12 protein-coding genes are annotated in these 12,758 nt (G+C 59.8%); 9 read left to right on the forward strand and 3 right to left on the reverse strand.

From position 1 onward, the window contains the following. The first annotated feature begins 139 nt into the window (after nt 1-139). The 4 genes from EJA70_RS26345 to EJA70_RS26360 all read left to right on the forward strand — a co-directional run bounded on the left by EJA70_RS26345 (nt 140) and on the right by EJA70_RS26360 (nt 5,137). Nucleotides 140-529, forward strand: coding sequence for a hypothetical protein (locus EJA70_RS26345; protein WP_158834721.1), 390 nt, complete (start codon nt 140-142; stop codon nt 527-529). A 178-nt stretch (nt 530-707) separates the two neighbouring features. Then, entirely contained in the window at nt 708-1,148 is a 441-nt protein-coding gene (locus EJA70_RS26350; protein WP_158834724.1) for a chemotaxis protein CheY, read from the forward strand. Between the two features lie 134 nt (nt 1,149-1,282). Continuing rightward, complete coding sequence (locus EJA70_RS26355; RefSeq protein WP_158834727.1) at nt 1,283-1,909, forward strand: response regulator transcription factor; 627 nt, start codon at nt 1,283-1,285, stop codon at nt 1,907-1,909. 9 nt (nt 1,910-1,918) lie between these two features. Next, entirely contained in the window at nt 1,919-5,137 is a 3,219-nt protein-coding gene (locus tag EJA70_RS26360) for a transporter substrate-binding domain-containing protein (RefSeq protein ID WP_158834729.1), read from the forward strand. A 4-nt stretch (nt 5,138-5,141) separates the two neighbouring features. Here the strand turns inward: EJA70_RS26360 and dkgB are convergent, their stop codons facing one another. Beyond that, entirely contained in the window at nt 5,142-5,945 is an 804-nt protein-coding gene (dkgB, locus tag EJA70_RS26365) for a 2,5-didehydrogluconate reductase DkgB (protein ID WP_158834732.1), read from the reverse strand. Between the two features lie 245 nt (nt 5,946-6,190). Further along, nucleotides 6,191-7,099, reverse strand: a complete 909-nt coding sequence (locus EJA70_RS26370) for a LysR substrate-binding domain-containing protein (protein ID WP_008084032.1) — start codon at nt 7,097-7,099, stop codon at nt 6,191-6,193. A 105-nt stretch (nt 7,100-7,204) separates the two neighbouring features. On the opposite strand from EJA70_RS26370, the gene EJA70_RS26375 reads away from it, so the two are divergent. The 4 genes from EJA70_RS26375 (at nt 7,205) to EJA70_RS26390 (ending at nt 11,151) form a co-directional block, all read left to right on the forward strand. After that, nucleotides 7,205-8,071, forward strand: a complete 867-nt coding sequence (locus EJA70_RS26375; protein WP_158834735.1) for a pirin family protein — start codon at nt 7,205-7,207, stop codon at nt 8,069-8,071. An 86-nt stretch (nt 8,072-8,157) separates the two neighbouring features. After that, nucleotides 8,158-8,841: an isochorismatase family protein gene (locus tag EJA70_RS26380; RefSeq protein ID WP_008084027.1), complete on the forward strand. Its 684-nt coding sequence runs from the start codon at nt 8,158-8,160 to the stop codon at nt 8,839-8,841. A gap of 55 nt (nt 8,842-8,896) precedes the next feature. Further along, nucleotides 8,897-9,523 carry an isochorismate family cysteine hydrolase YcaC gene (gene ycaC, locus EJA70_RS26385; protein ID WP_158834738.1) on the forward strand — a complete coding sequence of 209 codons (627 nt, stop codon included), beginning with the start codon at nt 8,897-8,899 and terminating at the stop codon, nt 9,521-9,523. Nucleotides 9,524-9,708: 185 nt separating this feature from the next. Continuing rightward, complete coding sequence (locus EJA70_RS26390; protein WP_158834741.1) at nt 9,709-11,151, forward strand: mechanosensitive ion channel family protein; 1,443 nt, start codon at nt 9,709-9,711, stop codon at nt 11,149-11,151. A 5-nt stretch (nt 11,152-11,156) separates the two neighbouring features. On the opposite strand, the gene EJA70_RS26395 is transcribed toward EJA70_RS26390, so the two are convergent. Beyond that, a complete protein-coding gene (locus tag EJA70_RS26395; protein ID WP_158834744.1) occupies nt 11,157-11,738 on the reverse strand; it encodes a GNAT family N-acetyltransferase in 582 nt (193 codons plus the stop codon). A 128-nt stretch (nt 11,739-11,866) separates the two neighbouring features. Between EJA70_RS26395 and xth the strand changes: the two genes are divergently transcribed. Then, nucleotides 11,867-12,661 (forward strand): exodeoxyribonuclease III, encoded by a 795-nt coding sequence (xth, locus tag EJA70_RS26400; protein WP_008083033.1) that lies wholly within the window; start codon nt 11,867-11,869, stop codon nt 12,659-12,661. The last annotated feature ends 97 nt before the right edge of the window (nt 12,662-12,758 follow it).

Below are 12,758 nucleotides of genomic sequence, written 5' to 3' on the forward strand. Positions count from 1 at the left end.
ACGTCGGGTTGTCCGACGTGGTTTTTTCTTTTGGGGTTTCGAGACCTTTCTGTCTCTTTATCAGAATCGTCCTACATGACTCGCGCTTGCTTTTGCTTAGTGTGATGCACCGTAACTTTTCCCATAGCCGTGAAAGAAAATGTCCTACAAGTGTTGGCGAATCCTGATTGCCGAAGAGCAACCGGCTCTGCAAGGCAGAATCGGTAAATCGCTGAACGAACTCGGTTACCGAGCGCTCACGGCAGTGTGTTCCTTCCGGGAACTGCTCAGCGTGACGCAGTACTCGTACGAGCCGTTCGATCAGTTCGATTTGCTGATCATCAATGGTGAGTTGCTGGCCGCCGTGGGGGTTGATCCGATACGTTTTTTCCAGAGCAACGCGCAGATTCGTCATGGTGTGATCCACGATGCGCGGCGCGGTCAGCCGCACGCTGAGACGATCTATGCGAGTCAACGACGCCAGTTGAATCTGATCCGGACGGCGGATCGCTCATCGCTGGGTTCCCTTCTGGAGCAGTTGGATGTCTAGGCATTTTCCTCCGGGTTGCAGTCCCGCAATCAGCGAGTCAATGACAATGCCTGTCCCGCCGTTGCGTGTTCTGGCCCCGGATGAATGACCGGTTTCTTCAGAAACGTCCTACATAAAGATCCGTGAGCGTTGCGTAGTCTTGCCGCACCCAGAAACTGCTACTACCGGGAGATCGACCATGATCAATAAAACCCTGCGCATCCTGATTGCCGACTCGCAGCATTTTCACCGGATGAAAATCGAACGTGTGTTCAATGGCCTCGACTACTACCGGGTTGCACCGGTACAGAATCTTCTCGAGTTATTGACCCTGGTCGAGTACGGCTGCGAACCGTTTGACGTGGTGGTCATCAACGCCGAGCTGGCCGCCGGTTCGCTGGATCTGTTGGCTTTCTTCCTCGACAACCCGCACGTTCGCCACGCCCTGATCTACAACGAACCTTCGGCGCCATTGCAGGCCAATCCGGGGTTTGCCCAGGAAAACCTGCAAATCACTCACGCCGCATTGCCTGGCCTGCAGACAATCAAAGCGCTGATGGCAGCGGTCGACGCTCACACCGCGTCAGCGCAGCGGGTCTGGGCAGCGGAATCAGTGCCGTCGCGGCGCGCTCAAGCATAGATTCACGCAAGCCACAACTGTCAGACCTGACAGGTAGATTCGCTTTGATGCCCGTGCAACAGTCTCTGCGTAACCCCACTATCCGACACCAACGGATCAGATCGTCATCGTCATGCTTTTCACAGGGAGTGTTCATGAAGTCAGCGCTGATCGTCGACGATCATCCGGTGGTGCGCGCCGCGGTCAGAATCGTGCTGCAAGCGGAAGGTTTCAAAGTCATTCATGAGGCATCCAGCGGCAACGAAGTGGTGCAACTGCTGCGCGAGCACCAGCCGACACTCGTCGTGCTGGATCTGAATCTGCCGATGCTCGATGGACTCGATGTCATGGAGCGCATCAGAGCCAATGACCTGACCTGCCTGATTCTGGTCTTCACTTCGTACGAAGCCACGTTCTACCAGGAACGTTGCCTGCGCGCCGGCGCCATGGCTTTCGTGCCCAAGACCAATCATTTGCAGCAATTGCACAAAGCCATTCAGGCGCTGATGTCCGGTTACACCTACTTCACCGCACTGTCCGACAACGCGAATGCCTCGAACACACTGCAAGGCTCAGAAACGCAACTGATCGACCAGCTATCCAACCGAGAGCTGAATATCTTTGTGCAACTGGCCTCTGGCAAGCCGAACAAAACCATTGCCGAAGACATGCACCTCAGTCACAAGACCGTCAGTACCTATAAATCGCGCCTGATGGCCAAACTGGGGGTCAATTCGGCGGTTCATCTGCGTGATTTCGCCAGACGCAATCACTTGATCTGAGAGGTCGGCATGGGCTGGTGGCGCTGGTGTCTCATGCTGTTGTCGGCGAGCGTGCTGACGGCCTGGGCTGATGCTGTACCAAAATCGCTGGAGATTCTCACCCGCACCCGCCTGGAAAATGTCCAACTGCGGCTGGACGGCACCGATCGCTACTGGTTGCGCAAACATCCGCTGCTGTACATGGGAGTCTCCGGGCCGGATTACCCGCCTTTTGAACTGACACGTAACCAGCATCAACTGGAAGGCCTCAGCGCCGATTACGCCGATCTGCTCGCGCAACTGCTGAATATCAGGATCGAGGTGCGGCGTTACGCCGACCGAGCGTCGGCGATTACTGCGCTCAAACGCGGCGAGATTGACGTACTTGGCACCTCGAACAACTTTGAACTCGCCGATCCCGAGCTGATGCTTTCCCGTGCCTACGCCGAAGACCAGCCGGTGTTGGTGGCCCGCATCGGTGAGCAGGCGCTGTCCGATCTGGCCGGCAAGCGCCTGGCGATGGCCGAAGATTATTTGCCTCTGTCGGTGGTTCAGGCCTTCTATCCCGAAAGCAATATTCAACGCTACCACTCGGCCATGGATGCACTCGGGGCCGTGGCGTTCGGGGTGGATGATGTCTACCTGGGCGACTTCATCAGCGCCAATTACCTGATCAACACCAACTACCGTAACGATGTGCAACTGCTCGGCCCATCGGGGCTGGATGCCAATCCGTTCGGGTTTGCCTTGCGCCGCACCGATGGGCGCTTGAAACGGATCATCGACAAGGCGTTGGCCAGCATCCCGCTGGATCAGCGCCAGCTCATCGAGCAGCGCTGGAGTGCCGGCCGGGCCGAGATGGCCGAGCACGCGCGAGTGCCACTGAGCGCTGGCGAACAGCGCTGGCTGGACCTACATCCACGGGTGCGCGTAGGCGCCATCGAGGACTTTGCACCGTTGTCTTTTTTTACTGCCGACCGCCAGTTCAGCGGGCTTGCGGCGCAATTGCTCAGCTTGATCAGTCAGCGCAGCGGTCTGACTTTCGAGATTGTTCGTGGCAGCTCGCTGAGTCGGCAGATAGAGCAACTCACGGCAGGCGAGCTTGATGTGTTGCCGGTCATCACTCCCAGCCGTGAACGCGAAGACGAGTTGCATTTCACCCGGGCCTATTTGAACAACCCGTTTGTGCTGGTCACCGCGACGACTGACGGCAGCCCGCGCAACCTCGACGATCTGGCCGGCAAGCGCCTGGCGATCTATCGCGCGCATCCGCTACGCGCTTATCTCGTCGAGCATGTGCCAGAGGTCACGCTGATCGAGGTGAAAAGCCCGGCGATCGGCATGGAGATGGTCAGCAAGGGGCAAGTGGAGGCGACCTTGAGTTCGTTGGTGGGCGCGCGTTATCTGATTGCCCGCCAGTACCGCGAGCGTTTGCGGATCGCCACCACCGTGGGCGATCAGCCGGCGAGAATCGTCATGACCACGTCACCGCAAGCGCCCGAACTGCATTCGATTCTGAACAAGGCGCTGCTGAGCATTGCTCCGCAGGAAATGGACGAACTGGTTGGACGCTGGACCCACGATCTGGCGGTCGACGCCAGCTACTGGCAGCGTCATCGCACAGAAATTCTGCTGGGCTTTGCCGGTGCCGCGTGCTTGTTATTGCTGGCGCTGGGCTTGATCGGCTTTCAGCGTCGGCAGATCAGCCAGCGCCAGCAGTGGTTGCGTCAGTTGCAGGACGCCAAGGACGCCGCCGACGATGCCAACCGGGCGAAAACCACGTTTCTGGCCACCATGAGCCACGAAATTCGCACGCCGATGAACGCCTTGATCGGCATGCTCGAACTGGCGCTGAAACGTGCGGAAGAGGGGGTGACCGATCGGTTGGCGATTCAAGTCGCCTCCAGCGCGGGCCAGCAGTTACTGGCGTTGATCGGCGACATCCTCGACATTGCGCGCATCGAGTCCGGGCATTTATCGCTCGCCCCGGAACGGGCCAATTTGCGCGATCAGGTGGTGTCGGTGTGCCGGGTCTTTGAAGGTCTGGCGCGGCAGAAACGTTTGCTCTGGCGCGTCGAACTGGATGCGCGCAGTGACGTCGACGTGCTGGTTGATTCGACGCGCTTCAAGCAGGTGTTGTCCAACCTGTTGAGTAACGCGATCAAGTTCACCGAGGCCGGCGAAGTGAGTCTGCAACTGCAGGTGAACCGCGTAACCACCGAGCAACTGGTCGTCAGCCTGATCATCGAAGACAGTGGCATTGGCATCAGTGCCGAAGACCTGCAGCGCCTGTTCAGTCCATTTGTCCAGGCGAGTAACCATTCACACGCCGCGCGCAGTGGCTCCGGGCTGGGCCTGGTGATCAGCCGCAGCCTGTGCGAAATGATGGGCGGCGAGTTGCAACTGCACAGCCAGCCCGGCCTTGGTACACAGGTCACCGTGCGGCTCGAACTGCCATTGCTGGAAGCGCTCGCACCCAGGGATGCCGTGGTTCAACTGACACCCGCCACAACGCGATCATTGAATATTCTGGTGGTGGATGATCATCCGGTGAATTGCTTGTTGCTGTGCCGGCAACTGAGTGAGCTGGGCCATCGCACGGTCGACAGTCAGGACGGTGAGCAGGGCCTGGCATTGTGGCGCGAGCAGTCATTCGATGTGCTGATCACTGACTGCAATATGCCGCGACTCAATGGCTATGAACTGGCCCGCGAGATTCGTCAAGCCGAGGCGCTGGCAGGTGCGCAACGTAGCCTGATCCTGGGTTTTACCGCCAATGCGCAGGTCGAGGAAAAGGTTCGCTGCCTGGAGGCCGGCATGAACGATTGCCTGTTCAAACCGATTCGTCTGCACGACTTGAGTCAGGCGTTAAGCGCTGCGCGTCATGAGGAACAAGACCTCCCGCGCCTGGAAAAACCGTCACTGGCAGAATTGGATCTGAGCGTGCTGGAGCAATTGGCCGGCGATGACCAGGCGATCATCGAGCACTTGCGCAAGGAGGTGCTGAGCAGTTTGCACGGCGATCTGCGGCGGCTCGACGACCTCGGGCAAGTCCTTGACCGCGCCGGGTTGCGCGATCTGGCCCACCACATCAAGGGCGGCGCACAGGTGGTCGGCGCGGCGCGGCTGGTGTCGGCATGTACCGACCTGGAGCGCGCCTGCACGGATGCCGGAAGTGTGGCGCTGGGCCCGAGTGTCAGGGCGTTGCGCGAGGCCATGAATGGCCTCGCGCAACGTCTTCAAGCCTGAGCAATCAATCCCAATGCGGCGCGATGCCTTTCGGGCTGGTCAGGCGATGGCCGCGCTCCAGCATGGCAATCTGCGCCATGTCGGCATCGCTCAAGGTCAGCGCGGTGGCCCCCAGGTTACTTTGCAGGTTGGCGCGTTTGGTCGACGACGGAATCACCGCGTAACCCAGTTGCATGGCCCAGGCCAGCGTGACTTGCGCCGGGGTAGCGTGCAGGCGTTCGGCGATCTGCTGGATCAGCGGGTCTTTCAACACTTCACCGTAGGCGAGGGTCATGTACGAGGTGATTTGAATGCCTCGGCTTTGGGCGAACTCGGCCACAGCGCGGTTTTGCAGGTACGGGTGCAGTTCGATCTGGTTTGTAGCGATGTTGTCGGCGCCCACGGCGGCGATCGCCTGTTTCATCAGGTCGATGGTGAAGTTGGACACACCGATCTGCCGGGTCAGGCCCAGTCGCTTGGCTTCCAGCAGGGCGCCCATGAATTCTTCGACGGGCACTTGGTCCTCCGGCGATGGCCAGTGAATCAGTGTCAGGTCGAGGTAGTCGGTCTGCAGCTTTTGCAGGCTCTCTTTGAGGCTGTGGATCAGGCGATCTTTGGCGAAATTGGCGATCCAGATCTTGCTGGTGATGAACAGTTCTTCGCGGGGGATGCCGCTGGCGGCGATGGCCTGGCCGACCTCGGCTTCGTTCTCGTAGATTTGCGCGGTGTCGATGACCCGGTAGCCGAGCTCAAGGGCGGTGCTGACCGAGTCGATGACCACTTGGCCTTGCAGGCGAAAGGTACCGAGGCCGAAAGCGGGAACAGACATGAAAGACTCCAGGGATTGCAGTGGGAATGGGCTCGAGTATCCGCGTGTGCATCCTTGAGAAAAACCGCTGCCGGGGCAAAGCAGTGTTGAGCAGAAGTCATGAATCAATCCTGGATTCTGTGTTGTCTGGACTGGCCTCATCGCTGGCAAGCCAGCTCCCACAGGGATATATGTTGGTAATGAATGATGTGTTCACCCCCAAATCCTGTGGGAGCTGGCTTGCCAGCGATGGCCGCGCCACCGATTCAGGCAATGTCACTGTGCGCAAATTCCTCGCCGAGAAAATCAATCAACGTGCGCACCGACGGCAACAACCCGCGCCGCGACGGAAAGATCGCATGCACCACGCCACATTTCGGTGCCCACCCCGGAATCAACTCCACCACACGCCCCGCCGCAATGTCCTCACGCACCACCACACTCGGCAAATGCGCCACGCCAACGCCAGCAATCACTGCCTGACGCAACGCGATCAAATCATCGGTGACCATGCGCGGCGTGTGCCGGATCAGCGCGGTGTTGTCATTTGGCCCCAGCAACTCCCACTGATACTCGCGCTGCGCCGCACCCCAATGCAGGCTCGGCAAACCGTTGAGGTCAGCAGGCGAGGGTGGTGACGACAGGCGTTCGACAAACTGCGGACTGCCGACCACCGATTGCATACTGTTGCCGAGCACCTTCATGACCATGTCGGTGTTTTCCAGCGGCGGAAAGCGCACGCGCAAGGCAATGTCGAACCCTTCGTGAATCAGGTCGACGCGACGATTGGTGCTCTCGATGAACAACTCCACCAGCGGATACTTGAGCATATAGCGGGTGAGCATCGGCCCGACCCACGAGTTGAGCAGCGCGGTTGGGCAACTCAGGCGCACCAACCCCTGCGGCTCGGAACGGTTGCGTTCGATCAGCTCGGCGGCGCTTTCGGCTTCGATGCGCATCGCCAGGCAGCGCTGGTAATAGGCCTGACCGATTTCGGTCAGCGAACAATGACGGCTGGTGCGGTGCAGCAGGCGTACGCCGAGGCGCTCTTCGAGCTCGGCAATGCGCCGGCTCAGTTTCGATTTGGGCATGTCCAGCGCACGCCCGGCGGCGGCGAATCCGTGGTGTTCGACCACTTGAGTGAAGTAATAAAGGGTGTTGAGGTCTTCCACCATCGTTCTCCAGATAGAACGCTAAGGCTGATTTTTGCAGTCTAGTGCATTAATGGTCATGGATTTAAGCTTAATCCATCGCATCATTCACCCCCATTGGAGACAACCATGAAAAACATCATCGGTATCTACACCAGCCCACGCGGCCATTGGGTCGGCGATGGTTTCCCGGTTCGCACGTTGTTTTCCTACGACAACCTCGGCAAACACATCAGCCCGTTCCTGCTGCTCGATCACGCCGGCCCTGCCGATTTCACGCCGACCACCGATCGTCGTGGCGTTGGTCAGCATCCGCACCGTGGTTTCGAAACGGTGACTATCGTTTATGACGGTGAAGTGCAGCACCGCGATTCGACCGGCAGTGGCGGCGTCATCGGCCCGGGCGATGTGCAATGGATGACGGCGGCGTCCGGGATCCTCCACGAGGAGTTTCACTCGGATGACTTCGCCAAAACCGGCGGCAAACTGGAAATGGTGCAGCTGTGGGTCAACCTGCCGGCCAAGGACAAAATGGCCGCGCCGGGCTACCAGACCATTCTCGACAGCGACATCCCGAGCATCGCGCTCAAGGACAACGCCGGCAGCCTGCGCCTGATCGCCGGTGAATTCGATGGCCACACCGGCCCGTCGCGCACCTTCACGCCGATCGACGTGTGGGATCTGCGCCTGAACGCCGGCAAGTTGCTGACGCTGGATCTGCACGAAGGCCGCAACACCGCGCTGGTGGTGTTGAAGGGTTCGGTGCAGGTCAACGGTGTGGAATCGGTGCGCGAAGGGCAGTTGGCGTTGTTCGAACGTGATGGCAAGCAACTGACCCTCGAAGCCAGTCAGGACGCAGTGGTGTTGCTGCTCAGCGGCGAGCCAATCGATGAGCCAATCGTCGGCCACGGCCCGTTCGTGATGAACACCGAGCAGGAAATTCACCAGGCCTTCGCCGACTTCCAGTCCGGCCGCTTCGGCCAGATGCACGCTTAACGCACAACCACTCCGCTCTACACAGGACGCGTAGGCCGGTTCGAAGGCCAGGGATGGCTGTTGCCTAAAGAAAAGAGGACACGCACATGAACACAGTCAATGCAGCGAACTTCGACGGCCAGAAACCGACCATCGATGCCAGCGACGCAGCCATGCTGCTGATCGATCACCAGAGCGGTCTGTTTCAGATCGTCAAGGACATGGACGTGCCGCAACTGCGCGCCAATGCCGTAGCGCTGGCGAAAGCGGCGACCCTGTTGAAGATGCCGGTGATCACCACCGCCTCCGTGCCGCAAGGGCCGAACGGGCCGTTGATTCCGGAAATACACGAAGCCGCACCGCATGCGCAATACGTGGCGCGCAAAGGCGAGATCAATGCCTGGGACAACCCGGAATTTCACGCGGCAGTCAAAGCCACTGGCAAGAAAACCCTGGTGATCGCCGGCACGCTGACCAGCGTTTGCCTGGCGTTTCCGTCGATCGCCGCTGTGCATGAAGGCTACAAAGTGTTCGCCGTGGTCGATGCCTCCGGCAATCATTCCAAACTCGCCACTGATCTGACAGTTGCCCGTTTGGCGCAGGCCGGGGTGGTGCCGATCGACATCATGGCTACGCTTTCCGAGCTGCAAGGCTCGTGGAACCGTCCCGATGCCGAGCAGTGGGCGGCCGTCTACGCCCAGGCCATGCCGCATTATCAATTGCTGATCGAGAGCTACCTCAAGGCTCAGCAAGTCGCGAACGAACACGAAGTGCTGGATTCCCAGCGCTGATCGAGTCTCCTGAGGCCGACCCCGTCGGCCTCTACACCCCGCGAGGATTACTGCAATGACCACTCAATACAAACGTCTGGACAAGAACAATGCTGCGGTGCTGCTGGTCGATCACCAGGCCGGGCTGCTGTCGCTGGTGCGCGACATCGATCCGGACAAGTTCAAGAACAACGTGCTGGCGCTGGCCGATCTGGCCAAGTACTTCAAACTGCCGACGATCCTCACCACCAGTTTTGAAACCGGCCCCAACGGCCCGCTGGTGCCCGAGCTGAAAGCGCTGTTTCCGGATGCGCCGTACATCGCCCGTCCTGGGCAGATCAATGCGTGGGACAACGAAGATTTCGTCAAGGCGATCAAGGCCACTGGCAAGAAGCAACTGATCATTGCTGGCGTGGTGACCGAGGTCTGCGTGGCATTCCCGGCACTGTCGGCGATAGAGGAAGGTTTTGATGTGTTTGTGGTCACCGATGCCTCGGGCACGTTCAATGAAATGACCCGTGATTCGGCATGGAATCGGATGTCCAGCGCTGGCGCGCAATTGATGACCTGGTTCGGCCTGGCCTGCGAGCTGCACCGCGACTGGCGCAACGACGTTGAAGGGCTGGGCACACTGTTCTCCAACCACATCCCGGACTACCGCAACCTGTTCACCAGCTACAACAGCCTGACCAACGACAAATAACAATTCCCTGTAGGAGCTGCCGCAGGCTGCGATCTTTTGATCCTGTTTTTGAAGATCAAAAGATCGCAGCCTGCGGCAGCTCCTACAAGGGTTGTCTGGTGATTTTTGTCGGCTGAAATCAATTGCTCCTACACTCTCCCAATCTGTGCGATCTTCTCGCGATTGGCCTTCGTCGGAGTTGTTTGATGCTGTCTCTGCTGACTGAACACCCGTTGTTTTGCGCGTTGGTCCTGATCCTTCTCGATCTCGGTCTGTGGCGCCTGATCAGTTCCCGTGGCAGCGAATGGAAACTGCTGGTGCGCGTGCTGATTTTTACCCTGTTCAGCATCTTGCTGTTCAACGAAGGCCTCAACCCGATGGAGCCCGCGCCGTGGGCTGACAACGTGCCGCTGCACCTGGCGGCGACCGGGTTGCAGATTGGCTGGTGGCTGTTCGGCGCCCGCACCCTGACGGTATTGATCGGCGCGGTGATGATGCAGCGGGTCGGCCACACCGGGCGGCTGTTGCAGGACTTGCTGGGAGCGGTGATTTTCCTCATCGCGATCATTGCGGCGCTGGCCTACGTGCTCGATCTGCCGGTCAAAGGCGTGCTGGCGACGTCCGGGGCGTTGGCGATCATCGTCGGTCTGGCCTTGCAGAGCACGCTCAGCGACGTGTTTTCCGGGATCGTCCTCAACACCACCAAGCCTTATCAACTCGATGACTGGATCTCCATCGACGGCACCGAAGGCCGGGTCACCGACATCGACTGGCGCGCCACGCGCCTGCAAACCAGCCAGGGCAGCATGGCGGTGATTCCCAACTCGCTGGCGGCCAAGGCCAAGATCATCAACTTCAGCCGGCCGAGCAATATGTTCGGCGTCGCGGTCAGCGTCCAGGTCAGTCCGCATGCACGGCCCAACTCGGTGATCGATGCACTGGAGCGGGCGATGCAGGGCTGCCGGCAACTGCTCGATAACCCGGCGCCGAGCGTGGCGCTGAAAAGCTCCGGCAGCAGCGGCGCGGAATACGAGATCAGCGGTTTCGTCGCGTCGATGGGCGAAAAGCGCGTGGTGCGCAATCAGTTGTTCGACCTGGCGTACCGGCACTTGCAGGCTTCCGGGGTGAATTTGCTGTCGAGCGACGAAGCCAGCACACCGACCAACCTTTCACGGCCTCGGGCATTGCTCGACAGTTCGCCGATCTTCTCGACGCTGCGTCAGGAAGAGAAGGAAACCTTCAGCCAGAACATGACCCTGCAAAACTTCCGCGCCGGCGAGACGATCCTTGAGGCGGGGGAGGTCAGCGATCACTTGTTCATTATCGAGTCGGGTGTAGTCACGGTGACGTTGACCCGCCACGGCACGCCGTTCGAGTCAGGGCGCATGGGCCCGGGCGAAGTCATTGGCGAGGCCGGCATTCTTTCCGATACCTCGGTGCCGGCCAAGTTTGCCGCGAAAACCTTCTGCGCCCTGTACCGCATCGAGAAGACTTACCTCAAACCCTGTCTCGACGCCCGCCACGACATCAACGACGCCATGAAAGCCTTGCTCGATTATCGCCTGCACAAGGCGCAATCGCTGACCGAGGAAGCGCCGGTGGTGGTGCCGAAAAAGGGCTTCCTGCAGTGGCTGCGCAGTCGCGCCTGAATGTTTTACGCGTAGGCGGCGAGTTTCTGCTCCAGGTGCAGACGCACTTGCAGCCACTCGTCGTCGATGATGCTGAAACGCACCGAGTTGCGCTTGCGCCCGTCCGGCATGATCCGTTCATGCCGGACGATGCCTTCCTGCTGCGCGCCGAGCCGCAGGATCGCGTGACGTGACTTCTGGTTGTTCTCGTCGGTGGTGAACTGCACGCGCACGCAATCAAGCACTTCGAAGGCGTGGCGCAGCATCAGGTATTTGGCTTCGGTGTTGACGAAGGATTTCTGCCAGCTCGCCGAGATCCAGCTGCTGCCGATTTCCAGCTTGCGATTGAGCGGATCAATCTTCCAGAAACGTGTTGAGCCGATCACTTCACCGGTGTCTTTCAGCACGATGACAAATGGCATCACCGTGCCGGCGTCACGGCCATCGAGCGCTCTTTTCAAGTAACTGTCGACGGTGCTGGCCGAGGGCACAACGGTGACGGTGAGGTTCCACAACTCGCCGTCGGCAGCCGCGCAGAGCAGGGCGGCGGCGTCGGAATACTCAAGCGGGCGCAGAAGGATGCGCTGACCTTGCAGCGTGGTTTGCATGGAATTCAGGTCTCGGCAGAGTGGTGGATGGCGAGCGCCTATTACGCCGCAGCGCACGGATCCGATGCAACCGCCAAGATGTTCCCGCGGTCACAATTTTCACAGCCCACGGGCAGGAGCCTCAGCCGATGAAAAACCTGCGAATCGCCACCTACAACGTCAACGGCTTACGCGCACGTTTGCCGAACCTGCTGGATTGGCTCAAGCGCGAGCAACCGGACATCGCCTGCCTGCAAGAACTCAAATCGGTCGACACGGCATTCCCCGCCGCCGAACTTGAAGCCGCCGGTTACGGCGCGATCTGGCAGGGCCAGGCCTCGTGGAACGGCGTGGCGATTCTCGCCCGTGACGCGCAGCCGCTGGAGAGCCGTCGCGGTTTGCCGGGCGATCCCGACGACAAGCACAGTCGCTATCTGGAAGCGGCGGTGCACGGCGTGCTGGTCGGTTGCCTGTACCTGCCCAACGGCAACCCGCAGCCGGGGCCGAAATTTGATTACAAACTGGCGTGGTTCGAACGGCTGATCAGCTACGCCAAAGACCTGCAAAGCAGCGATCACCCGGTGGTGCTGGCTGGTGACTACAACGTTGTGCCCACCGACATGGACATCTACAACACCCGCTCATGGCTCAAGGACGCGTTGCTGCAACCCGAGAGTCGCGAGTGTTATCAGCGCTTGCTCGATCAGGGCTGGACCGATTCGCTGCGGCATTTGTATCCCGAGGATCGGCTCTATACGTTCTGGGACTACTTCCGCCAACACTGGCAAACCAACTCCGGCCTGCGCATCGATCATCTGCTGCTCAACCGGGCGCTGAGTCCGTATCTGCACGAGGCCGGGGTAGACGCCTGGGTGCGCAATGAGCCGCATGCCAGCGACCATGCGCCGACGTGGATTCGTATCGGTTCACGCAAGAAACGCTAGCAGGCGATTGGCGAAATCAATTGTCGAACACACTGCCCGATCCCGTATACATGGCGACCATCAACGCAGTGAACTGCGGCCCCATGCATAAGGACCG

It is taken from the genome of Pseudomonas sp. PB103 (assembly GCF_009764635.1).
Taxonomy (GTDB): Bacteria; Pseudomonadota; Gammaproteobacteria; order Pseudomonadales; family Pseudomonadaceae; genus Aquipseudomonas.

What these genes read in the sequence shown, in the direction of transcription:
- EJA70_RS26345 (WP_158834721.1), top strand. Translation starts at nt 140, where the DNA reads ATGTCCTACAAGTGTTGGCGAATCCTGATTGCCGAAGAGCAACCGGCT.
- EJA70_RS26350 (WP_158834724.1), top strand. Translation starts at nt 708, where the DNA reads ATGATCAATAAAACCCTGCGCATCCTGATTGCCGACTCGCAGCATTTT.
- EJA70_RS26355 (WP_158834727.1), top strand. Translation starts at nt 1,283, where the DNA reads ATGAAGTCAGCGCTGATCGTCGACGATCATCCGGTGGTGCGCGCCGCG.
- EJA70_RS26360 (WP_158834729.1), top strand. Translation starts at nt 1,919, where the DNA reads ATGGGCTGGTGGCGCTGGTGTCTCATGCTGTTGTCGGCGAGCGTGCTG.
- dkgB (WP_158834732.1), bottom strand. Translation starts at nt 5,945, where the DNA reads ATGTCTGTTCCCGCTTTCGGCCTCGGTACCTTTCGCCTGCAAGGCCAA.
- EJA70_RS26370 (WP_008084032.1), bottom strand. Translation starts at nt 7,099, where the DNA reads ATGGTGGAAGACCTCAACACCCTTTATTACTTCACTCAAGTGGTCGAA.
- EJA70_RS26375 (WP_158834735.1), top strand. Translation starts at nt 7,205, where the DNA reads ATGAAAAACATCATCGGTATCTACACCAGCCCACGCGGCCATTGGGTC.
- EJA70_RS26380 (WP_008084027.1), top strand. Translation starts at nt 8,158, where the DNA reads ATGAACACAGTCAATGCAGCGAACTTCGACGGCCAGAAACCGACCATC.
- ycaC (WP_158834738.1), top strand. Translation starts at nt 8,897, where the DNA reads ATGACCACTCAATACAAACGTCTGGACAAGAACAATGCTGCGGTGCTG.
- EJA70_RS26390 (WP_158834741.1), top strand. Translation starts at nt 9,709, where the DNA reads ATGCTGTCTCTGCTGACTGAACACCCGTTGTTTTGCGCGTTGGTCCTG.
- EJA70_RS26395 (WP_158834744.1), bottom strand. Translation starts at nt 11,738, where the DNA reads ATGCAAACCACGCTGCAAGGTCAGCGCATCCTTCTGCGCCCGCTTGAG.
- xth (WP_008083033.1), top strand. Translation starts at nt 11,867, where the DNA reads ATGAAAAACCTGCGAATCGCCACCTACAACGTCAACGGCTTACGCGCA.